The sequence below is a fragment of the Nocardia arizonensis genome (genome assembly GCF_001310275.1).
In the GTDB taxonomy this organism is placed as follows: domain Bacteria; phylum Actinomycetota; class Actinomycetes; order Mycobacteriales; family Mycobacteriaceae; genus Nocardia; species Nocardia arizonensis.
On the sequence record NZ_LGYZ01000087.1, the window covers coordinates 197,749 to 218,284 of the forward strand.

Here is a 20,536-nt window from a genome sequence, read left to right on the forward strand (position 1 = left end):
TCGGCCTGAGACGACAACCACAGCGTTCCCATTTGCGGTTGCTATTGTTGGCGACAGCACTGGATCTCGAAGTTGCGGTCCACATCACCGCTCACCCCGTGGGTGGATCGCGGAAGGTTGTTGTCGATGTCGTCTCTCTCCTTCCCTGCCCTAGGTGGCACCGCCCGGAAGGCGGCCGATGCCGCGCTGGGCGTGAACGTCATGGTCAAACGGCGGCTGTTCAACCCGCTGCGGCCCGACCACGCCGCCCGTTCGGCCTTCAACGTGTTGAAGTTCGGCCCCTTCGCGGGCGTGGTCATGCATTCCGCACAGACGAGGCCGGGGGCAGCGGCCATCGTCGACGAACGCGGCGAATTGACCTTCGGACAGCTGAACGAGCAGTCCAACGCGCTGGCACGGGGCCTGCAAGCGCGCGGTATCGAACCCGGCGACGTGATCGCGCTGCTGGCGCGTGACCATCGCGGGATGGTGCTCAGCCTGCTCGCCACCGGCAAGCTCGGTGTGCGCGCGGTGCTGATGAACACCGGATTCGCCAAGCCGCAGTTCGCCGACGTGGCGGCTCGCGAGAAGGTCAAGGCCGTCCTGCACGACAGCGAATTCCTCGATCTCATGAGCGCCATCCCCGAGTCGATTCCGCGCATTCTGACCTGGGTGGACGAGAAGGACGGCGCCGACGCCGCGACCGCGACCCTGGAGTCGGTGGCGGCCGGGCACTCCTCGGCGCCGCTGAGCGCGCCCGCCAAACCGGGCGGCCTGGTGATCCTCACCAGCGGCACCACCGGCACGCCGAAGGGCGCACCGCGCGACCGGGTCAGCCCGTTCGCCTCGGCCCAGTTCGTGGACCGGGTGCCGCTGCCGAGCAACGGCACCATGATCATGGCCGCGCCGATCTTCCACGGCACGGGTCTGTCGCAGTTCACCATCGGCCTGGCGCTCGGCAACCGGGTGGTCTTCCAGCAGCGGCGCTTCGACCCGCGGCTGACGCTGGCCAATATCGCGAAGTACAAGGCGGATTCGCTGGTCGTGGTGCCGACGATGTTGCAGCGGATTCTGGATCTGGGCGATGACGTACTCGCCCAGTACGACACCGACAGCATCAAGGTGATCTTCGCCGCGGGCTCGGCCATCGCGCCCGACGTGGTCACCCGCGCGCTCGACCGCTTCAACGACAGCCTCTACAACCTCTACGGTTCCACCGAATGCGCGGTCATGACGGTGGCGACGCCGGAGGATCTGCGTAAGGCGCCGACCACCGCGGGCAGGGCTCCGGTCGGGATACGGATCGTGCTGCTGGACGAGAATCGGCGGCCGATCACCGAGCCGAATGTCACCGGGACGATCTTCGTCGACAACGGCTTCGCCTTCACCGGCTACACCGACGGGCGCACCAAGGAAATCGTCGACGGCATGATGTCCAGCGGCGACGTCGGCCATTTCGACGCCGAGGGTCTGCTCTACATCGACGGCCGCGACGACGACATGATCGTCTCCGGCGGCGAGAACGTCTTCCCGCTCGAGGTGGAGAACCTCATCGCGGGCCGCGACGACGTCTTCGAGGCCGCGGTCGTCGGCGTGGCGGACCGGGAGTTCGGCAAGCGACTGCGCGCGTTCGTGGTACCCGGGCCGGATTCAAAGCGCGACCCGCAGGAGATCAAGGATTTCGTCAAGGCCAACCTCGCCCGCTACAAGGTGCCGCGCGAGGTGATCTTCCTGGACGAACTGCCGCGTAACGCCACCGGCAAACTGCTGCGCAAACCGCTCATCGAAATGGAGGTCGACGCGGTCTGAGACGCAGGCGTACGTCGTCGCGGCCGGTTCCGGGCGGACCGGCCGCGGTCGTTTCGACGTCGGGATCACCGATGGGCAGCGTTGATAACGGCTCGGTTACCATCAGCGGGTGAGTATCGAGTTCGGCCGGCCGACCGCGGTGGACCGCGGCGCCGTCGCGCGGGTGCGCGGTGGCTCGGCCGGTGCGATCTCGGGGGCGCTGGCACTGGCCGCGCACGGCTGGGCGAGCGGCGCCGTTGCGCCCGACAGCGCGGCGGTCATGCTGCTGGCCGCGGTCGCAGCGGTCGTCGGTGCGCTGGTCGCCGGGCTCGGTCCGCTGCGCGACACCGCGTTCGGCCTGGTCGCCGCCCTGGTCGGCGGGCAGTTGCTCGGCCACCTCGCGGCGGGTTTCGGTTCGGGGCACCTGCATCACGGTGACGCTCGGCTGACCCCGCACATGGTGCTCGCCCATATTCTCGCGGCCTTCGCCGCCGCCGCCCTCATCCGCGGCGCGGAGACCGCGTACCGGATCGGGACCGCCGTCCTGGCCCATATCGTCCCGCTTCCGCGGCACCTGCCCGCGCTCGCCGAACCCGAACCGCCGCGCACCGCGCACCGCGATCGGGTCATCCTGCGGATCTTCGCGGCCGAATCGCTGCGCACGCGGGGTCCGCCCGTGCTCGTTCGTCTCTGATTCCTTCTCCGGTGTGCGGACCTGTCGTCCGCGAATCGCTCAGCTGCGAGAACCCTGTCTCGATACGCGTCTCGCTGGGCTGTTCGCGCAATGACGGCCGCCGCACCGGATTCCCATTCTCAGAATCGAAATGATCGTGAGCACAACAGAAAACGTCACCCGCGACGCCGAGAGTCCGGCGCCGCCACCCGAATACGCCCGACCGCGGCGGACACCCGGCGCGGGAGTGCAGGCACTGGCCATGCGACTGCACTTCTACGCCGGCGTCTTCGTCGCGCCGTTCATCCTCATCGCGGCAATCACCGGCGCGCTCTACGCGATATCGCCCACGCTGGAACAGATCACGTCACACGACCTGCTGAAGGTGGAGCCGGGCGCCTCGGCTCGTCCACTGTCCGACCAGGTCGCCGCGGCCGTGGCCACTCGGCCCGACCTCGCGCTGGTCGCCGTCGCGCCCGCACCGGAGGCCGACGACACGACCAGGGTGCTGTTCAGCGATCCGTCACTGGGCGAATCCGAACGGCGCGCGGTCTTCGTCGACCCCTACAGCGCGCGGCCGATCGGCGAATCGGTGGTCTACGGCAGTTCCGGGGCGCTGCCGTTGCGCACCTGGATCGACCGCCTGCACCGTGACCTGCACCTCGGCGAATTCGGCCGCCTCTACAGTGAACTGGCCGCGTCCTGGCTGTGGGTCATCGCACTGGCCGGACTGGTGCTGTGGATTCGACGGGTGCGCTCGCGTCGCGACCGCGATTCGGCCCGTTGGCTGTTCGCCCCCGACCGCACGAAGGCGGGTCGGCTCCGGGCGATGAACTGGCACGGCGCGATCGGCGTGTGGGTGCTGCCGCTGCTGCTGTTGCTGTCGGTGACCGGGATGACCTGGTCCACCTACGCCGGGGCGAACATCGGCGAGCTGCGCCAGCAGCTCAGCTGGAAGACACCGTCGGTCAGCACCGCGCTGCCCGGGACCGCGGCACACCCGCCCGCCGCCGGCGACCATCACGGCGCGGACGAGTCGACGCCGCGGACCATCGAGATCGCCACGCGCATCGCCCAACTCGACGCGGTTCTCGGCGCGGCACGGGAGGCGGGCGTCACCCGGGGCGTGGAGGTCTCGGTGCCCTCGAACGACGACACCGCCTTCACCGTGAAGCAGCGTCGGATGCCGGGCACCTACACCGTGGATTCGGTGGCCGTCGACGGCGCGACCGGAGCGGTCACCGCGCGTCTGGATTACGCGGACTGGCCGCTGATGGCGAAATCGACCAACTGGGGCATTCAGTTCCACATGGGTCTGATGTTCGGGCCGCTCAATCAACTGCTGCTGCTGGCCGCGATGACCGGGCTGATCGTCGTGATCGCGCTCGGGTACCGCATGTGGTGGCAGCGTAGACCGGCGCGCGGCAATGCGGGCTTCGCCCTCGGACGCCCGCCGCGGCGCGGGGCGCTGCGCAAGGCATCGCCGTGGGTGGCCGTGCCGCTGATCGCCGCCGCGGCGGTGATCGGCTGGTTCGCGCCCCTGATCGGAATCAGCCTGCTCGGATTCCTCACGATCGACCTGATACTCGGAATCATCGGGCGCACAAGACAAGTCGAGAAGACCTCCTGACATCCGCCGCGCCCGCACACCGGGCGCGGCGATTCGACACGCGGCCGCGCGCGGACTGCCATCCGGCAGCTCCGCCGGTGCGTCACGTCCGCGTCAGGACGTGCACCGAGAACTCCGCACTTTCCGAAAGGACCACTACCCCATGAAGATTCGCTCACTAGCTCTCGTCATTGCCCTCCTGACCACCGCCGTCGGGATCACCGCGGCCGTCGGCACGGCCGCGGAACCGGACGCCATCGGCTTCACCGCGCGCGCCACCGACACCGCCTCGATCATCACCATCGACTCCGGTTCGCTGCTCGTGGAGGACAATGCGCTGAAGATCGAATCGCCCGACGGCACCGTGGTCGCGGGCGCGCCGCTGACCTTCCGTATCGATGATTTCGAATTCCCCATCGCCGCGGCGATCTCCGGCCGGGAGGCGACCCTCACTCCGCGGCTGTCGATGGACAGCGCCGTATACAAGCCCGTCGCACTGCCCTACGAGGACAAGGCCCCCTGGAAGAACGCATTCGACCGCGAACAGGCCGCCTGGAGCCGTATGACCAGCACCATCGGTATGGGCGCCACCCTCGGCACCCTCGTCGGCGGCATCGCGGGCGGCGCCATCGGCTGCGTCCTGGGCGGCGTCGCAGGCGCCACCGTCGCCTCGGCCACCATCGTCGGCCTCTTCGGCCCCTTCGTCCCCGCCGCGGTCGTCGGCTGCGTGGGCGGCATCGTCGCCGTCGGCGCCCTCGGCACGCTCATCGGCCAGATCGCCATCACCGCTCCGGTAGCCATCGGCGCCGCCATCCAATACGTCGTCACCACCAACCAGCCCTTCACCCCACCCGCGAAGTAACCGGATCGATCGGTATCGGTTCCGGCTCGGCGACGGCGGGAACCGACACCGCGTCTTCTCGACCGCGGGGCGCACGCGCTCACGGGTCAGACCACCGAATCGCCTTCGGGGGGTTCGGGGTCGGCGGGCGGTTCGGGAACCTGGATGGGGCGGACAAGGGCCCAGGTGACGAAGAGCGCCGAGACGATCACCAGGGCTATGCCGGTACTCGACCATCTGCGGCACCAGGACCGCGCTGATCATGCCCGGGATCACCACGATCAGCGGAATGAACATCTTGGGATAGGCGCCGATGATGGGGGTGCGCCGGGCCGCGGAGATGGAGTGGGTCGCCAGCGCACGCTGCGCACCTTCGAGCCGTAGTAGAACGGCATCATCACCACGCCGAAGAACAGCCTGGCGGGCACCGCGCCGATCCGGAAGTAGTGGAAGGTCGGGAAACCGTATTCGGCGCCGTTGGCCGACATGCCCATGATCTCGACCACGCCGAGGTTGGCCGAGATGAACGCCAGACCGGTTACTCGACGACACCCGCCGCCGGGCCAACGGACCGACGAAGACAGCCGACTTCCACGGCCGGAAGCTATTTTTCGGCAATCGCCGGGACACGCGGACTCCGGCTCGCGACATGCCGTGTGGCCGCCACATCGGACGGTCGAATCGACACAACCGATCGCAGCGGGTCCGCCGCACGGCCCCGACGATGGCACGCCCGTACCGAACGGCACGCCGACACTGTCCGGGACACGCCGTGCCAGCACCGCATTCGCCGAAGGGCGTGCGCGATCGAAGATCCTGACGCACAGTCGAATTTGACGCATGAACGGCCTACAAAACAGGTCGTCGGTTACGGGAGGGCACTATGATTCACACCACTACCCCATGCAGCGGCCTACTCGGGCTCCAGTGGATCGATCGACTTCGCCCGCCCCTGGGCCGACCGCGCGTCACGCAATCCCCACCCGACCGCGGGGCGCCGCTGACGATCGAGATCGGCGCCGCGACCGGGGTGGGGCCGACCGCCTTGTCCGCTTTCGACGCCGCGCTGCGTGAGCTGGGAGTGGGTGATGCCAACTTGATTCGCCTTTCTTCGGTGATTCCGCCGCGCGCCGTGCTGCGCCGCGGCGCCCGGGTGCGCAAACCGATCCACTGGGGTGATCGGCTGTATTGCGTCTACGCGTCCCGACACGTCGACGAATACGGCGACACCGCCGCCGCGGGCATCGGCTGGGCTTTACGCGACGACGATTCGGGGGCAGGACTTTTCGTCGAGCACGAGGCCGCCCGCGCCGAGCAGGTCGAAGCTCTCATCCGAACGAGTCTGGACGATATGACCGGACACCGGCCGGAGACTTTCGGCCCGGTACGATCGGCCGTCTCCGAAATTCGGTGCGAGGGCGACCCGGCCTGCGCGCTCGTACTGGCCGCGTATCGGACCGCGGGCTGGGAGCTGGAACGATGACGCGCGACGCGGGTCGCGACGAGGTGCACGTCACCGTCGAGACGACGATTACGGAGGACCGGATCGAGATGTTCCACCGACTCTACGAGGAAGCGTTCGGTCCGTTGCGCACAAAAGCGATCGCCCGACAGGTACTGCACCGCTCGGAATTCCGCGAGGAGATGATCGACCCGCGGGTGCAGAAATATGTCGCGCGCACAGGCGACGGCGAGCCGATCGGCGTCACGACGCTTACCAGACACCTGGAAACGGTGCCGTGGATCAGTCCCGACTATTTCGCGGCGCGATATCCGGAACACGCCGCTCGGAACGCAATCTATTACGCGGGATTCACACTTGTTGCCCCAAGTGCGCGACAAGGCGCGGCATTCCATGCCATGATCAAATCGGTTGTCCAGGTGTTGGTGGCCCAACGCGCCGCGGTCGGTTGGGACATCTGCTCGTACAACAACACTGAGCTCTCGTTCGCCGACAGCATCCGCGCGGTACTCGATGAACAAGCGAACGTCGAAGTCACGGTGGAGGATTCACAGACGTATTACGCCGCACGGTTCACCGAGGACGCGACGACCAAGGGGGGCTGATGACAGTCAGCGAAGTGCAGTCCACATCATCGCCGCCGTGCGGCCTCAATGCCTGGTGCGCACTGCTTCTCGTCGGCTGGACGACGGTGATCGCGCTGCCGCTGCTCATCGGTTCCGCACTGCTCGCCCTGGTCGTCATGATCGTCGTGGTGGCCGGGGCGCTGGTCATGGTCGCGGGCGGACTGCGCAAGCACCGGCCCGCGCGCCCGCTGCCTTGGCACCTGCTGTCGGCCTCGGCGGTGCTGTTCGCCACCGGGATCACCCTGCGTGACTTCACCCCGGGCTATAACGGCCCCTGGGACGATCTGTGCACGCTGGCGGGCTACTGCGGAATCGGCGCGGCGGCTGCGCTGTGGCTGCGGCCGCGCCACGTCGGGCGCGACTACGAACTCATGCTCGATTCCGCACTCATCGGACTCGCCGCGCTGCTGGCCTCGTGGACCTTCCTCATCTCCCCCATCCTGCGCACCGCGACGACCACCACCCACACCGTGCTGGCGGCGGTGTATCCGGTGCTGGACGCGCTGCTGCTCACCCTGATCGCGCATTCGGTGGCGACGGCGAACCGCTCGGAGACCTCGCTGCGACTGGTGCACCTGGGACTGATCGCGGTGCTGGTGGGCGATCTGGGCTACAGCCTCGAGACCGCCGGCACCGCGAGCATCGGGCACGATCTGCTACTGACCCCGCTGCTGCTGGCCTACGCGACCGTAGGCATAGCGGCACTGCATCCGACCATGGCCTCCCTCGGCGCGCCGCGGCGTATCCACCCGCACCGGTCGCGCCAGCGCGCGAGTTTCATCGCCGTCGCGCTCATCGTGGCCTCGCTGGTGCCCGTGGTCGGGTCGAGCCTGGGCTCGGTCGACCGCATCGTGGTGTCCTCGCTGTTCGCCCTTCTGCTGATCGGGGTGCTGGTGCGCAGCGAGCGCGCCATCCAGCGCTCGGCGCGCAGTGAGCGGCGCGCCCAGTACCAGGCCGACCACGACATGCTCACCGGCCTGCTCAACCGCTCGGCGCTGCTGCGCGCACTAGGCCGCGAGGGCGGGCACAGCGATCAGCCGGTCTGTCTGCTTTTCATCGACCTCGACGGATTCAAGCTGGTAAACGACAGTTACGGACATGCCGTCGGCGACGAACTCATCGCGGACGCGGCCGCGCGCATCCGGCGCACGGTGCGCCGCGACGATGTGGTCGCCCGCTACGGAGGCGACGAATTCGTGGTGCTGGCGCGGCTGGAACGCGGGCGCGCCGCCACCCTGGCCGAGCGCCTGCTCGGCGCCTTCGTCCGGCCATTCGAACTCAGCGCGGGGGAGGTGCCCATCACCGTGAGCATCGGAATCGCCTGCGGTGGACCGCGCGATTCGGAATCCGCGGTCTACGACCTGATCCGCGCCGCCGATTCGGCCATGTACCACGCCAAGGAGTATTCGATGGGCTACGCCTTCCACGAGGACGCGCACCGCGGCGCGCTCACCGCCGGGCCGAATGCCTCGACCGAGTCCTCGACCTCGCGCCGGACCCGTCGGCGCGAAACCGCGGTCTGACCGTCTGGGCCGGCCGCGCCCGGTCAGGCCGGACGGGGCAAACCGAGGGTCGCGTGCACGAATTCGATGAACAGCGGCGCCTTGGCGGGCAGTGCCGCCGCGCCCTCTTCTATGATCACCCGCCGGGTGCGCTCGACGATGGCATCCGGAATGAGGGCGATGAGCGCGTCGGACAGCTCCGGCAGCGACGGGTCCTCGGCGCGCGCGAGTTCGTAGCAGTCGCGGTACAGCTCACCGCAGACGTCGGCGGCATAGTCGCGCAGCTCGACCGTGGCCCGATCCATACACAGTGATTCCACGATCACCACGCGCGAGAATCCCGGCTCGGCGGCGACCACATCGCAGAATGTGGTGACCACCGCGGCGATCCTCGCGCCCGCGTCGGCCTCGCCCAACTGCGTCATCGCCTCGGCGATGCGCCGGGCCAGCGACGCCTGCGCCACCCGCATGGCCTCGAGGAAGCACTCCTCCTTACCCGCGAAGTGCTCGTAGAACTTGCTGCGCGAAACCCGCGCCAGCGCGACGATATCGGACAGAGTTGTCGCCGCGTAGCCCTTGTCCTCCACCGAGGCGACGATCGCCTCGACGAGCCTGCCGCGCTGCGAACCAAGCGCGGCATTCCGTGCGACCCGATGCCTTTCGGCAAAGTCGTTCCAACGCAACAACATCCGATTCTCCGCCGAGGTCGGCGCGGTGATCTCCACTATTCGGACAACTCGTCGAGCAGTTTGCGCGCCTCGGCCAGTTCGGCCTGCAACTGGGCGACCTTGGCCTGTTGCACACCGCGCGCTGCCTCCAGTATGCCCGCGACCACGTCGGCCACCTCGGGATGCAGTACCTTGGCGGCCTGTGCGACGGCCGCGCTGGACACCGCGAGACCGCGGAGCGTGCGCTTCTTGCCGTTGACCACGTCGACGGTCCATTCGCCGTCGGCGGTACCGGTGAGGGTCACGGTGACCTCGGCCGTCGCCCTCGGCTTACGCGCCGTCGTCTTGGCCGCGGCTTTCGCGGCGGGCGCCGCGGCCCCGCTCGCGGCCGCTTTGGCCGCCGCCTCCTTTGCCCCGGCCTGCTCGTCCGTATCGGACACGGCGGCAACGGGTTTAGAGGGCGCGGTGACGGCCGCCGAGTGGGCGGACGGTGTCGCGACGCTGGTCGAGGTCGACGGCTGGGTCACGGGGGAATCATCCTTCCTGTTGGGCGTCTTCGACGGGGCGGCGCTCTTGGGCGCCGGGCCCGCCGCGCGAGGCGGTTTGGTCATGGTGACCTCACTCGGCGAGAAGGACAGTACATCCTTGGAGCCGGTCGGCCTGACCTGCAGGAAATCACCGTCGGCCGGATCGCCGAGCGCGACCACCTTGCCGGAACGGCCCGCCTGCACGCCCACGGCCGCCGCGGTGAACCACACCATCGGCGGCCGGCCGCCTTCGATCTCGGCAGCTATCTGCTCGATCTCTGTGTCCGACAATGGTTTGGGCCTGGTCCGTGGCGACGGCATGGTGCACTCCGAGCGGTTTCGTGGATAGCTGCGTGCACAGATGATGCCGCACGCCACCGACAGTTACACAGGCCGTCGGCAAATAGGCCGCCGTGAGCACCATCCGCGAGCCCGAAGCGAATCTCTAGTTACTTGCGCGCGCTCACCCGCCCGAGGGCGGCACGCACAGCGCCGGGTACCAGATATCGGTGATCACCGCCGCGGCCCCTTCCGCGGTGAACTCGACGGCCTCCGGTTCGGCCCACCGGGTGAAGAACCGTTCCACCTGCGCGACGAACAGTTCCACCCGCAGCCGGGCCTCGTCGCGGCGGTCCGCGGGCCAGCGCGCCGAATAGGCGGGCATGGCGTCGGGCAGTGCGTGGATACCCGCGCGCGCGATCTCGCGGAACCCCGGATCGAGCGCCATCGCCTCGTCCCAGGCGGGCAGCAGATCCCGGTATTCGTGGAACCAGGCGATGGCGCGACCCACCCACCGCGCGAACTCCGCGCGCGAACCCGTGTCGAGCACCCGGTCCAGATCGGCCCAGAATTCCCGCCAGGTCGGCATCGTGCTCTGCGCCGCCAGCGCGCGCAGCACATCGGCCTTGCCGGAGAAGTGCAGATAGAAGGTCGCGCGACTGCATCCGACCGCGCCCGCGATGTCGTCGACCCGGACCGCGGCATAGCCCTGCCGGGCGAACAGGGTGCGCGCGCTGTCGATCAAACGGCCCCTTGTGCGCGATTTCTGTTCGTCACGCAGCGTCGGCGCGACGCGGTGCCCGTCGCCGTGTTCCGACTCCGACGCTGTGGACGCCATGCCCCACCTCGACCTTTCCCTGCCGCGCGTATTCGGTGGACATCATGTCATTCAGTAGACACGACGTCCAGCGACTGTTAGTTTGTTGCCGACATCACTGTGTGTTCGAACCTGTGTCGACAGTGTCGGCGCCCACAAGCCCGCGGGTCCGCCGATGGCGGTGCGTACCCGAGGAACCGATATGACCAAGTCCACGATGCAGGCGCTGCAACTCACCGGTCCCCAAACCCTGGAGCTGCGTGAGGTTCCCGTCCCCGAGATCGGGCCGTCGGATCTGCTGCTGCGCGTCGCCGCGGCGGGCATCTGCCATTCGGATCTGCATGTACTGCACGTGCCGTTCCGCATGCGCGAGGAACCCCTCACCCTCGGCCACGAGATCGCCGGCACCATCGAGGCCGTCGGCTCCGAGGTGGTCGGGCGACGCGCGGGCGAACGCGGCATCGTCTACCTGTGCTGGTCGTGCGGGATCTGCCGGGAGTGCGTCAGCGGGAACGAGAATGTCTGCATGGCCGCGGGCCGCACGGCCATGCCGCCGTGTCCCGGACTCGGCCCCGACGGCGGCATGGCCGAATACGTCCGCATCCCGGCGAGTTCGTTCGTGCCCATCGGCGATCTTGACTTCCTCCAGGCAGCCCCGATCGCCGACGCCGGATTGTCGAGCTTTCACGCCATCGCGGGCGCCCGCGAACAATTGCGTCCCGGTTCGACCGCAGTGGTGATCGGCATCGGCGGACTCGGCCACGTCGCGGTGCAGATCCTGCGGGCCACCACCGCGGCCACGGTCGTCGCGGTCGACATCAGCGAGGACAAACTCGCCCTCGCCACCGACTGCGGCGCACACGAGGGGCTGCTCGCGGGCGCGGGCACGGCCGCGGCGATACTCGATCGCACCGACGGGCGCGGCGCGGCGGCGGTCTTCGACTTCGTCGGCGCCGACCAGACCGCGAAACTGGCCGTGGAGTCGGTGGCGCCCAATGGCGCCTACCGGATGATCGGACTCGGCGGCGGCGCGCCGGAGATCACCGCAGGCCCCGCGGGCGGTCCGGGCTGGCCGTGGGGCGCCACGGTGCGGAAATCCTACGGCGGCACCAGATCCGACCTGATCGACTCGATCGGGCTCGCGCGCACCGGTCGGCTGCGGGTGGAGATCGAGCGCTTCGACCTGGCCGACGGACGCGAGGCGCTGGATCGACTTGACCGCGGACTCATCCGCGGGCGGGCCGTACTCGTCCCGTGACGCGCCACCGCCGACCCATCGAACGAGGAACTAATCTGTGACGAAATCCCTTGACCCGCAACCGTCTCCGGCGCAGATCGCCGCCGAACTGACCGGTCCCGGCGGACCGTTCGAGATGGTCGTCGAGAACGTGCTCGGCGCGCCCGTACCGCTCATGCGCCATCGCCGCCGCGCCCTGTCCGAGGTCCTGCTGGAGTCCGAGGCCCTCGGCGAGCGCGACTACCTCGTGACCGAAGGGCGGCATCTGTCCTACGCCGACCACGCCGCCGCCGTCGCCGCGCTGGCCGCGGCACTGCGCGAGCGGTTCGGCGTCGGCGCGGGCGATCGGGTCGGCATCCTCGCGGCCAACAGCATCGAGTGGGTCGTGAGTTTCTGGGCCGCGCAGCGGCTCGGCGCGATCGTCGTCGGCTACAACGCCTGGTGGACCCCGCGCGAGATCGACTACGGCCTCGGCCACACCACCCCGACGGTGCTGATCGTGGACGCCAAGCGCGCGACACGACTGACCGACCTGTCCGTCGAGGCGCGGGTCCTGACGATGGAGCACGACATTCCCGCGCTCATCGAGGAATTCGATGGCGCGTCCGCACCGCCGGCCGCGCGCGCGGAGGACGATCCGGCGATCGTGCTCTACACCAGCGGCACGAGCGGACGCCCGAAGGGCGCGGTGCATTCACAACGAAACCTCTTGGCGGTCATCGAGTATCACCGTTTCAACGACGCGCTCACCGCGCGGATGCGTGGCCGAAGCGACGACGGATCGCCCCGGGGACGACGTTTCCTGCTGACCTCACCGCTGTTCCATATCGCGAGCCTGCACAACCTGGTGATCCCGCGCATGGTCACTGGCGACACCACCGTCATCTACCAGGGCGCCTTCGACGCCGACCGGATCGCCGCGCTCATCGAGCGCGAGCGCATCACCAACTGGGGCGCGATGCCGACCATGGCGAGCAGGCTGCTCGAGACCGACCTATCGCGCTACGACCTGTCCTCGCTCGCGGCGTTTTCGCTGAATTCCGCGCCGTCGTCGGAGGCGCTGCAACAGTCGCTGCGGCAACGGCTTCCGGTCGCCCAGCACGCGCTGGTCACCAGTTACGGTATGACCGAATGCAGTACGGCGGCCACCCTGGCGAGTCCGGCCGAGCTGGCCGCGTTCCCGGACACCGTCGGCAGACCGGTCGTCGGCGTCACGCTGGAGATCCGCGACGCGGCGGGCGAGCCGGTCGCCGACGGCGTCGAAGGCGAGATCTGGCTGCGCAGTCCCTATGTGATGCTGGGCTATTGGAACGACGAGGCCGCCACCGCCGCGGCCATCACCCCGGATCGTTGGCTGCGCACGGGCGATATCGGCATCGTGGAAGAGGGCAGGCTGCGGCTGTCCGGGCGGCGGTCGGATCTGATCCTGCGCGGCGGGGAGAACGTGTACCCGACCGAGGTCGAGCAATGTCTCGACGAACATCCCGCGGTGCGCGAATCCGCGGTCCTCGGCGTCGCGGACGCCGATCTGGGGCAGCGGGTGGCCGCGGTGGTGGTGCTCGCGGACGCGGACGCGGTGACGGACAGCGATCTCGCCGATTTCGCCCGCGAGCGGCTGGCCTACTACAAGGTCCCGACCCAGTGGCGGCTGATCACCGCGGAACTGCCCCGCAACGCCACGGGCAAGGTGGTGCGCACCGCGGTCGCCGACCTGCTGGCGGAATCGGGCGACTGACCCGCGAGAGGCATTCGCCTATTCCCGGACCGCCGGGTCCGCCTTCCTCGCCGCCGCACCGACACCTCGCGCGACCCGCGGGTCCACACCCGCGTCGTGAGGGCACGCACGGCTACGATTGCCCAGGTCACCGCCGTTCCGGTGACCTGCTCGACGTGGTGTTTGACCAAAAGGTTCCCGGGAACCCGACCGTAAAGCCACCGAGAAAGGGTTGTCACCATGCTGTTGCGCCGGCTTGCCAGACCACTACTCGCGTCCGCCTTCATCGTCGACGGCGTCGATACGCTCATCCACCCGCAGCCCCGCGCCAAGGCCGCCGCCGCGCTGGTGCAGCACGGCGAACGCACGCTGCCGGACAACGTCGCCGCCAAACTGCCCGCCGATCCGGGCACTGTGGTGCGGGTCAATGCCCTTGCCCAGGTTTCGGCGGGGACCCTGCTCGCCTTCGGCCGCGCACCTCGGCTGGCCGCGCTGGTCCTCGCGGCGACCGTCATCCCGGCCACGGTGACCGAACAGGATTTCTGGGCCGAGTCCGATCCCGATCGCAAGGCCGCCAAGCGCAACGCCTTCCTCAAGGACGTCAGCCTGCTCGGCGGCCTGATGATCGCGAGCGCGGACACCGAGGGCAAGCCCTCCCTCGGCTGGCGCGGCAAGCGCGCGGCGCACCAGACCGCCGCCGCGGTCGCGGCGGCACTGCCGCTGGGCGCCGCCGATTCGAGCACGAGCGCGGCACTGCGCGAACACGCGCACGACGCGGCCGTTCGAGCCCGCGAACTCGGTGGCATCGCGGCCGACAAGGGCGCCGAACTCGCCGAGACCGCCCAGGAACGCGGCTCCGAATGGGTCGGACTCGCCAAGGAGCGCGCACCCGAGGTCGCCGCCCGGGTCCGCGGGTCGAAATGGGCCGGACTCGCCAGGGAACGCGGTGCGGAACTCGCCGAACTCGCCAGAGCCCGCGGCGCCGACGCCGCCGAACTCGCACGCGATCGGAGCGCGGAATTCGGTGATATCGCCCGGGATCGCGGTGCGGAATTCGCCGAGGTCGCGCGGCACCGCGGCGCCGAGATCGCCGAGGTCGCGCGGCACCGGGGCGCCGAACTGGCCGAGGTCGCGCGGCATCGCGGCGCCGAACTGGCCGAGGTCGCCCGCGAGCGCGGGGCCGAACTCGCCGAGGCGGCCCGCGAGCGCGGCGTCGATCTCACCGAGGCGGCCAAGCAGCGCGCCCCGGAGATCGCCGCCACCGCCCGTGAGCGCGGCGCGCACTTGGCCGAGGCCGCGCGCGACCGTGTCGAGTCCCGGCGCGGCTGAAACCATGCGATACCGGAGAGTGCTCCGGTAGTGTTCGGGCCCCGTACCGCACAGGTACGGGGCCCGAACGATGCGGGTGGGTACCCGGGTCGCGCGGTATCACCATCCGAGATTTCGGCGAGGCCCGACGACGATTCGCCGAGGGGTTCCGGTACAACAGACAAGTAGTCGCAGGAGTCCGAGCGCGGCCGCATCGCCGCATACCCGATCCGTCGAACGCAGCCGGACCGGTTTCGCGCGAGCGGTGGCCTCGGAATCCGCGCGGGGGCGTCCGCGCTCGAACCCGTCCCCGCACCCGTGTCCAAGGGCCCCGGCCGTCAGATTGTGAGCACCGCAGTGGATCTCGACCCTCTCGACCGATACCGCGATCACGACGAAGTGCTGGCCTGCCAGCTCAGCGGACCGAAACTGCGCCGTCTGGTGCGCACGGCCGTCGGACTGTCCGAGGAGTCGATCGACCTGCTGACCCGCATCAGCGAACGCCTGCGCACGGCGGAGGGCGCACTGCCCGACACCGCCATGACCTAGTGCGGCGCAGGGCCTTTCGCGTGACCGGCGGTGGCCGGGCGGATATTCGCGCGTACGGCCGTGAGATCGGCGTAGCCGTTCACGGCCATGAGCAGGTCGGCCTCGGCCAGGATCGTGCGCAACACGTGCACGAGGCCGGGCACGCCGCCGAGGGCGAGGCCGTAGACGTAGGGTCGGCCGAGCCCGACCATGGTCGCGCCGAGGCCGAGCGCCTTCACCGCGTCCGAGCCGTTGCGCACGCCGGAGTCGAACAGCACCGGCACCCGGTCGTCGACGGCGGCCACCACCTCGGGCAGCATCTCGAGCGCGCCGAGACCGCCATTGGCTTGGCGCCCACCGTGATTGGAGCAGTAGATGCCGTCGACGCCGTGGTCGAGGGCGCGGCGGGCGTCCTCGGGATGGCAGATGCCCTTGAGAATGATCGGCAGCGTCGTCAATGACCGCAGCCAGGTGAGGTCGTCCCAGGTCAGCGCATTGCCGAAGGTGCCGACCCAGTGCAGCACGATCATCTTGAGATCGTCGGTGGCGGCCATCTGCCGGAAGACCGGATCGCTGGTGTAGTTGGCCAGTACGTGCCCGCGCAGCTGCGGGAAATTGCCGGTGGCGAGATCGCGCGGACGCCACCCGGGAACCCAGGTGTCGAGGGTGACGGTGATACCGCGGTAACCCGCCCGCTCGGCCCGCTGCACCAGACTCGCGGCGAGGTCGCGGTTCTTGGGGGTATAGAGCTGGAAGAAGCTCGGCGTGTCACCGGCGTGCGGGACGACCTCCTCGAGCGGATCCTGCATGAGGGTCGAGAACATCGCGGGCACACCGGTGCGCGCGGCGGCCTCGGCGACCGCGATATCGCCGTGCCGGTCGCCGGTGACCAGTCCGATCACCCCGACCGGCGCCATGAACAACGGGGAGGCGAAGGTGTGCCCGAAGGCGGTGACCGACAGATCGCGTTCGGTCGCCCCGACCAGCATGCGAGGCACGAGCCCCCAGTCGGCGAAGACCTCGGCATTGCGGCGCTGGGTCAGTTCGTCGCCCGCGCCGCCTGCGATATAGGAGTACAGCGACGCGGGCAGCGCGGCCTCGGCCTTGGCCGCCAGACTCGCGTAGTCCATGGGGAAGTCCGGCAGGTTGCCGCCGAGCGCGGCGAAGTAGATCTCGTTCTGGTAGTCGGCGAACGCCACTGTTCGGCCTTTCCGTCGGCGCGAGTGTCCACGGACACGTTACCGACGGGTCAGGGTGTGGTGTCCAGGTGGACGGTGATGCGGGTGATCACCGCGCGCCGGGGCGCGAAGTCGACGATCGCGATGCCGTGCGCCCGGCCGAGGGCGACCGACGCGGTGACCGTCCGGCCGGCCGCGATCAGCTTGTCCCACCGCATATCCCGAATGGCCGCGGTGAATTCCGCGACCGGCAGCGCGGTGCCCGCGGGCAGTTCCAGGACGGCGTAATCGTCGAGCAGCGACCGCACCCGCTCGCTGTCACCGTCGGCGGCCGCGGCGACCACCGCGCACACCGCCCGCTTGCCCGCGCCGCCGACACCGACCAGCGCCCGCATCATGCCGAGCGCGCCGCCGACACCCTGGTTGAGCACCAGCCGTGGCCCGAGTTCGGCCGCGGCCGCCACGCCGGACACCCCCGTGCGCAGCAGCCGGCCGACCATCGGTCCCAGTTCCCAGTACGCGGCGAGCCGGGCTATCTTCCAGACGCCCCCGACCTCGGCGAGGTCGTAGCGCAGATGCATGGGCACGCACACGGTCGCGCCGGTGGACATGGTCGTGGCGATGGACAGGTCCCGCAGTACCGTGCGGCCGTCGACGAGATCGCGCCGCACGTCGAAGGCGATGGTGTTGGGGCCGATGAAGGTGTCGTAGAACCGGCCGATGGCGACCTGACCCACGTGCGGGCGCGATCCGACCGGATCGTTCACGGCGGCGTCGGGTCCGAACAGCCCGACCCAGGCGGCCCGGTCGTGCGCCGCCACGGCGCGCGGTGAGGCGCGCACGGCCGACAGCAGTTCGTCGGCGATCGGTTCCAGCGGCATGACGGTGTCCTCCAAAGTCCTCGGGCTCGACTCCGTCCAATGTTAGAACATGTTCTAGTTTTAGGCTGCGGTGAGTGGCGGGGAAGCGCCGGGTTACGTATCGACGTTCCGTATCACCACTTAGGGGAGTTCGCGGTGTCGCGGTCGGTTCGAAACGGGCCGCACCGACGCCGCGCCGTCAGCCCAGGGCGGTGACGCCCCAGACCGCCCGCGCCCCGGACTCACCCACCCGGTAGACCTGTACGGTCGCGGCGATGCCCGCGACCAGGATCAGCACAGCGAGCACGGCCCAAACCTGCCGGGCCAACGGCCGCCCGCGTCCCTCGCGCAGGTGCGCGAAGACCAGCGCGGCGGCCAGGAGCAGCAACGGCACCACGAAATAGATCATGGTCGAGCCGAGATCGGCGTGCGTTCGCACCGGCCCGGAATCACCGAACCGCTCCGCGAACGCCTCACCCGCCTCGGCCGTGATCGGGGTCATGACCGTGGTGAGCACGGCCAGCCCGGCGACCAGCCAGACGAGCCCGCGTCGCGCGGCGGGCCACACCGCCGCCACGACCAGCAGGACCGCGGTCATGGGGATGAGCACGATGATCGCGTGGACCAGCAGCACATGGGCGGGCAGGCCGTTGATCGTGTCCATGGAGCGCCTTCCGGGACGACCGCGAGCGGTCTGCGATACCTGTCGCCCTGATCACGATCGTCACGGTCGAAGGGTTCACCTCGGAGGCGGCCGAACGGACGGGCACGGTGCAGTATTTCGCACCGTGCGTCCGCCGGCGACTCGGCGCGGATATCAGCGGGTGCACAACGGCGCTATATCCGACAGCCCGCCGGTGGTGGGCGAGGTCAGGTAGACGCACCGGCTCTGGCCGACGGCGTCGATCGCGGCGCCGACTCCCGCCCACTGCTCGGCGCCGAGCGCCGGGGTTCGCGAGAGCACGAAGCCGGACAGCCGGGTCGGATCCGTCACCAGCGCCCACGAATAGTCAGGGCCGAGTGCGGTGACGATGTAGTTGGTCGGACCGTCGAGACTCTCCTGTGTCGGCACGCCGGGGAAACTGACGTGCAATTGCGCGTTGGTCACCGGGTCGTTGACCCGGGCGGTTCCGCTGATCTCGTTCGGGGCGCCGGACCAGGTGGTACAGCGGTTTCGCACGGAGATGTCGCCGCGCGGATCGAGGGCATAGGTGGCCTGGGTGTCGCGGGCGCACACGAGATTGAAGTACTGGGGCACGGCGGCGAGTTGGTACCAGGTGCCGAGATAGCGCTCGACGTCCAGTGCGGGCACGGGGGCGGGCGGTGTGAGGAGATCGGGGGCGGAGGGTTGCGCGCCCGCGACCGCGGCGGTGAGGGTGGCGGCGAACAGACCGGTGACGGCGGCGGCGATGCGGCGGCGGACGCTGTGGTTGACCATGACGGTGGGAACCTCCTCGTATCGGGGTGGATATCCATCTGATCGGACGCCTCTAGCACTACCCACCCTACCCACAACGATGCATAATTGATGCGAACCCAAGTCACCATCGGGCAGCGAATCGATGTAGGAGGTCGAATGCGATACAGCTGGCTCCCCCGTACGGCAGGCGTGGTGACGGCCGCGTACGGCATCGCGGTCGCGGCAAGACCGGCGGTCATGCTCGCGCCGTGCGGCTGGTCCGACGATTCGGCCTCGGCCCGCGCAATGGCCCGCATGGTCGGATTGCGCGATGTCGCATCGGGTCTGGCGCTGGTGGCCGCGCGCGAACCGGGCCAATTGCGCATCGCCGCGGCCGTGCGGGTCGGCTCGGATCTCGCCGATACGGCGGTGCTCGGACTCGCACTGCGCGGCAGCCCGCAACAGGCCAAGGCTCTCGCGGTCACCGCCGGTTGGGCCGCTTTCTGCGCCGCGACTTCGATGGTCGCGTTACGACGGTGACGACCGGTTCGGCGCCGTTCGCGTCCGCGACGCCGCGAGGTCGCCGGGCCACGGACCGGGCCCCGCGCGCGACCGGGCAGAATGGGGCAATGCCCGCCCGCTCCGCCCCTGTCTCCGACGCGGCCGGGTACACGGTTCGCGCGGTCGCCGAGCGACTCGGCATACCGACCGCGACACTGCGCAGCTGGAACCGCCGCTACGACATCGGCCCGCCGCAGGATCGTCCCGGCAGGCACCGGCTGTACTCCGAACGCGATATCGCGCTGCTGAGCCAGATGGTCACGCTGATCCGCGACGGCGCCACCCCGGCGGGCGCGGCGGCCGCCGTGCGCGGCCCGCTGCCGGTGCGCGGCGACCGGATCAGCCTGCTCGACGCCGCGTTCGCACTCGACACCACGACGGTGTCCGCACTGCTCACCGCCCATGTGCGCGACTACGGCGTGGTCGACACCTGGGAAGAGCTGTGCCGACCGGCCTTCGCCGATATCGTCGCCCGTCAAGACGGCGGCGAGGGCTGCATCGACGTGGAACACCTGCTGTCGTGGTGCATTACGTCGATACTGCACCGCACCACACCGCCACCGGAACCGGCGCGGTCGGACTCGATCCTGCTGGCGTGCACCAGCGGCGAGACACACGCGCTGGCTCTGGAGGCGCTGCGCGCCGCACTCGCCGAACGCGAGATCGGCGCGCGCATGCTCGGCGCCGACGTGCCGACCACCGCGCTCATCGATGCGCTGGCCCGCCACGGCGATCCCACCTCGGTGGTGCTGTGGTCCCAGCAGGAATCGACGGCGCTGGCCTCCGCGGTGCGCGCCTGCGTCGGCGCGGGCGCGCGGGTGCTGGTCGGCGGTCCCGGCTGGGACGAGGTGATCCTGCCCGAGCGGGTGCTGCGGGTGGGGAGTCTGATCGAGGCCGCCGACCTGCTGTCCTGAGCGCCGCCGGTCAGGTCGCCGTTCCCGGGCATGTCGCCGAAGTCACGGTAGAGCATCTACTTCGGG

20 protein-coding genes and 1 pseudogene are annotated in these 20,536 nt (G+C 69.6%); 13 read left to right on the top strand and 8 right to left on the bottom strand.

The window, feature by feature from the left end; all coding sequences use genetic code 11:
- The first annotated feature begins 126 nt into the window (after nt 1–126).
- The 4 genes from APZ21_RS20660 to APZ21_RS20675 all read left to right on the top strand — a co-directional run bounded on the left by APZ21_RS20660 (nt 127) and on the right by APZ21_RS20675 (nt 4,911).
- Nucleotides 127–1,788: an acyl-CoA synthetase gene (locus APZ21_RS20660; protein WP_054814964.1), complete on the top strand. Its 1,662-nt coding sequence runs from the start codon at nt 127–129 to the stop codon at nt 1,786–1,788.
- A 109-nt stretch (nt 1,789–1,897) separates the two neighbouring features.
- Nucleotides 1,898–2,461, top strand: a complete 564-nt coding sequence (locus APZ21_RS20665) for a hypothetical protein (protein ID WP_054814931.1) — start codon at nt 1,898–1,900, stop codon at nt 2,459–2,461.
- Between the two features lie 130 nt (nt 2,462–2,591).
- Complete coding sequence (locus tag APZ21_RS20670) at nt 2,592–4,070, top strand: PepSY-associated TM helix domain-containing protein (protein WP_156371232.1); 1,479 nt, start codon at nt 2,592–2,594, stop codon at nt 4,068–4,070.
- A 142-nt stretch (nt 4,071–4,212) separates the two neighbouring features.
- Nucleotides 4,213–4,911 carry a DUF8020 domain-containing protein gene (locus APZ21_RS20675; RefSeq protein ID WP_054814932.1) on the top strand — a complete coding sequence of 233 codons (699 nt, stop codon included), beginning with the start codon at nt 4,213–4,215 and terminating at the stop codon, nt 4,909–4,911.
- Between the two features lie 338 nt (nt 4,912–5,249).
- Here APZ21_RS20675 and APZ21_RS36450 read toward each other — a convergent pair.
- Nucleotides 5,250–5,432, bottom strand: a pseudogene (locus APZ21_RS36450) (Na+/galactose cotransporter); the annotation flags it as partial.
- A 341-nt stretch (nt 5,433–5,773) separates the two neighbouring features.
- Here APZ21_RS36450 and APZ21_RS20685 point away from each other — a divergent pair.
- The 3 genes from APZ21_RS20685 to APZ21_RS20695 are packed head-to-tail and all read left to right on the top strand — an operon-like array spanning nt 5,774 to nt 8,501.
- Nucleotides 5,774–6,373 (top strand): pyruvoyl-dependent arginine decarboxylase, encoded by a 600-nt coding sequence (locus APZ21_RS20685; RefSeq protein ID WP_239476738.1) that lies wholly within the window; start codon nt 5,774–5,776, stop codon nt 6,371–6,373.
- Between the two features lie 23 nt (nt 6,374–6,396).
- The gene (locus APZ21_RS20690) at nt 6,397–6,957 is read left to right on the top strand and encodes a hypothetical protein (RefSeq protein ID WP_239476739.1); all 561 of its coding nucleotides are present in this window, start codon (nt 6,397–6,399) and stop codon (nt 6,955–6,957) included.
- A complete protein-coding gene (locus APZ21_RS20695) occupies nt 6,957–8,501 on the top strand; it encodes a GGDEF domain-containing protein (RefSeq protein ID WP_082393316.1) in 1,545 nt (514 codons plus the stop codon). Before APZ21_RS20690 ends, APZ21_RS20695 begins: the two co-directional genes overlap by 1 nt.
- A 23-nt stretch (nt 8,502–8,524) precedes the next feature.
- Here APZ21_RS20695 and APZ21_RS20700 read toward each other — a convergent pair whose 3' ends face one another.
- From APZ21_RS20700 to APZ21_RS20710, 3 genes are all read right to left on the bottom strand, one after another.
- Complete coding sequence (locus tag APZ21_RS20700) at nt 8,525–9,169, bottom strand: TetR/AcrR family transcriptional regulator (RefSeq protein WP_054814967.1); 645 nt, start codon at nt 9,167–9,169, stop codon at nt 8,525–8,527.
- Between the two features lie 35 nt (nt 9,170–9,204).
- Complete coding sequence (locus APZ21_RS20705; protein WP_239476740.1) at nt 9,205–9,966, bottom strand: DUF6319 family protein; 762 nt, start codon at nt 9,964–9,966, stop codon at nt 9,205–9,207.
- A gap of 172 nt (nt 9,967–10,138) precedes the next feature.
- On the bottom strand, nt 10,139–10,792 hold the full coding sequence (locus tag APZ21_RS20710) for a TetR/AcrR family transcriptional regulator (protein ID WP_054814936.1): 654 nt from the start codon (nt 10,790–10,792) through the stop codon (nt 10,139–10,141).
- A gap of 196 nt (nt 10,793–10,988) precedes the next feature.
- Here APZ21_RS20710 and APZ21_RS20715 point away from each other — a divergent pair, with 196 nt between their 5' ends.
- The 4 genes from APZ21_RS20715 (at nt 10,989) to APZ21_RS20730 (ending at nt 15,579) form a co-directional block, all read left to right on the top strand.
- Nucleotides 10,989–12,029, top strand: a complete 1,041-nt coding sequence (locus APZ21_RS20715) for an NAD(P)-dependent alcohol dehydrogenase (RefSeq protein ID WP_054814968.1) — start codon at nt 10,989–10,991, stop codon at nt 12,027–12,029.
- A 37-nt stretch (nt 12,030–12,066) separates the two neighbouring features.
- Nucleotides 12,067–13,743, top strand: a complete 1,677-nt coding sequence (gene casG, locus APZ21_RS20720; protein WP_054814937.1) for a steroid-24-oyl-CoA synthetase — start codon at nt 12,067–12,069, stop codon at nt 13,741–13,743.
- Between the two features lie 219 nt (nt 13,744–13,962).
- Entirely contained in the window at nt 13,963–15,051 is a 1,089-nt protein-coding gene (locus tag APZ21_RS20725; RefSeq protein WP_054814938.1) for a DoxX family protein, read from the top strand.
- A gap of 324 nt (nt 15,052–15,375) precedes the next feature.
- Nucleotides 15,376–15,579 carry a hypothetical protein gene (locus APZ21_RS20730; RefSeq protein ID WP_156371233.1) on the top strand — a complete coding sequence of 68 codons (204 nt, stop codon included), beginning with the start codon at nt 15,376–15,378 and terminating at the stop codon, nt 15,577–15,579.
- On the opposite strand, the gene APZ21_RS20735 is transcribed toward APZ21_RS20730, so the two are convergent.
- From APZ21_RS20735 to APZ21_RS20750, 4 genes are all read right to left on the bottom strand, one after another.
- On the bottom strand, nt 15,576–16,757 hold the full coding sequence (locus APZ21_RS20735) for an alpha-hydroxy-acid oxidizing protein (protein ID WP_054814940.1): 1,182 nt from the start codon (nt 16,755–16,757) through the stop codon (nt 15,576–15,578). The genes APZ21_RS20730 and APZ21_RS20735 overlap by 4 nt on opposite strands.
- Nucleotides 16,758–16,807: 50 nt before the next feature.
- Entirely contained in the window at nt 16,808–17,617 is an 810-nt protein-coding gene (locus APZ21_RS20740) for a nuclear transport factor 2 family protein (protein ID WP_054814969.1), read from the bottom strand.
- Between the two features lie 178 nt (nt 17,618–17,795).
- Nucleotides 17,796–18,260, bottom strand: a complete 465-nt coding sequence (locus APZ21_RS20745) for a DUF2231 domain-containing protein (protein ID WP_054814941.1) — start codon at nt 18,258–18,260, stop codon at nt 17,796–17,798.
- A 153-nt stretch (nt 18,261–18,413) separates the two neighbouring features.
- Nucleotides 18,414–19,034, bottom strand: a complete 621-nt coding sequence (locus APZ21_RS20750; RefSeq protein WP_054814942.1) for a lipocalin family protein — start codon at nt 19,032–19,034, stop codon at nt 18,414–18,416.
- A 138-nt stretch (nt 19,035–19,172) separates the two neighbouring features.
- Between APZ21_RS20750 and APZ21_RS20755 the strand changes: the two genes are divergently transcribed.
- The gene (locus APZ21_RS20755) at nt 19,173–19,535 is read left to right on the top strand and encodes a hypothetical protein (protein ID WP_054814943.1); all 363 of its coding nucleotides are present in this window, start codon (nt 19,173–19,175) and stop codon (nt 19,533–19,535) included.
- Between the two features lie 89 nt (nt 19,536–19,624).
- Nucleotides 19,625–20,470 carry a MerR family transcriptional regulator gene (locus APZ21_RS20760; protein WP_054814970.1) on the top strand — a complete coding sequence of 282 codons (846 nt, stop codon included), beginning with the start codon at nt 19,625–19,627 and terminating at the stop codon, nt 20,468–20,470.
- Nucleotides 20,471–20,536 lie beyond the last annotated feature (66 nt).

Coding starts and splice junctions, on each gene's coding strand:
- APZ21_RS20660 (WP_054814964.1), top strand. CDS start 127: ATGTCGTCTCTCTCCTTCCCTGCCCTAGGTGGCACCGCCCGGAAGGCG.
- APZ21_RS20670 (WP_156371232.1), top strand. CDS start 2,592: ATGATCGTGAGCACAACAGAAAACGTCACCCGCGACGCCGAGAGTCCG.
- APZ21_RS20675 (WP_054814932.1), top strand. CDS start 4,213: ATGAAGATTCGCTCACTAGCTCTCGTCATTGCCCTCCTGACCACCGCC.
- APZ21_RS20685 (WP_239476738.1), top strand. CDS start 5,774: ATGATTCACACCACTACCCCATGCAGCGGCCTACTCGGGCTCCAGTGG.
- APZ21_RS20695 (WP_082393316.1), top strand. CDS start 6,957: ATGACAGTCAGCGAAGTGCAGTCCACATCATCGCCGCCGTGCGGCCTC.
- APZ21_RS20700 (WP_054814967.1), bottom strand. CDS start 9,169: ATGTTGTTGCGTTGGAACGACTTTGCCGAAAGGCATCGGGTCGCACGG.
- APZ21_RS20710 (WP_054814936.1), bottom strand. CDS start 10,792: ATGGCGTCCACAGCGTCGGAGTCGGAACACGGCGACGGGCACCGCGTC.
- APZ21_RS20715 (WP_054814968.1), top strand. CDS start 10,989: ATGCAGGCGCTGCAACTCACCGGTCCCCAAACCCTGGAGCTGCGTGAG.
- APZ21_RS20725 (WP_054814938.1), top strand. CDS start 13,963: ATGCTGTTGCGCCGGCTTGCCAGACCACTACTCGCGTCCGCCTTCATC.
- APZ21_RS20740 (WP_054814969.1), bottom strand. CDS start 17,617: ATGCCGCTGGAACCGATCGCCGACGAACTGCTGTCGGCCGTGCGCGCC.
- APZ21_RS20745 (WP_054814941.1), bottom strand. CDS start 18,260: ATGGACACGATCAACGGCCTGCCCGCCCATGTGCTGCTGGTCCACGCG.
- APZ21_RS20750 (WP_054814942.1), bottom strand. CDS start 19,034: ATGGTCAACCACAGCGTCCGCCGCCGCATCGCCGCCGCCGTCACCGGT.
- APZ21_RS20755 (WP_054814943.1), top strand. CDS start 19,173: ATGCGATACAGCTGGCTCCCCCGTACGGCAGGCGTGGTGACGGCCGCG.
- APZ21_RS20760 (WP_054814970.1), top strand. CDS start 19,625: ATGCCCGCCCGCTCCGCCCCTGTCTCCGACGCGGCCGGGTACACGGTT.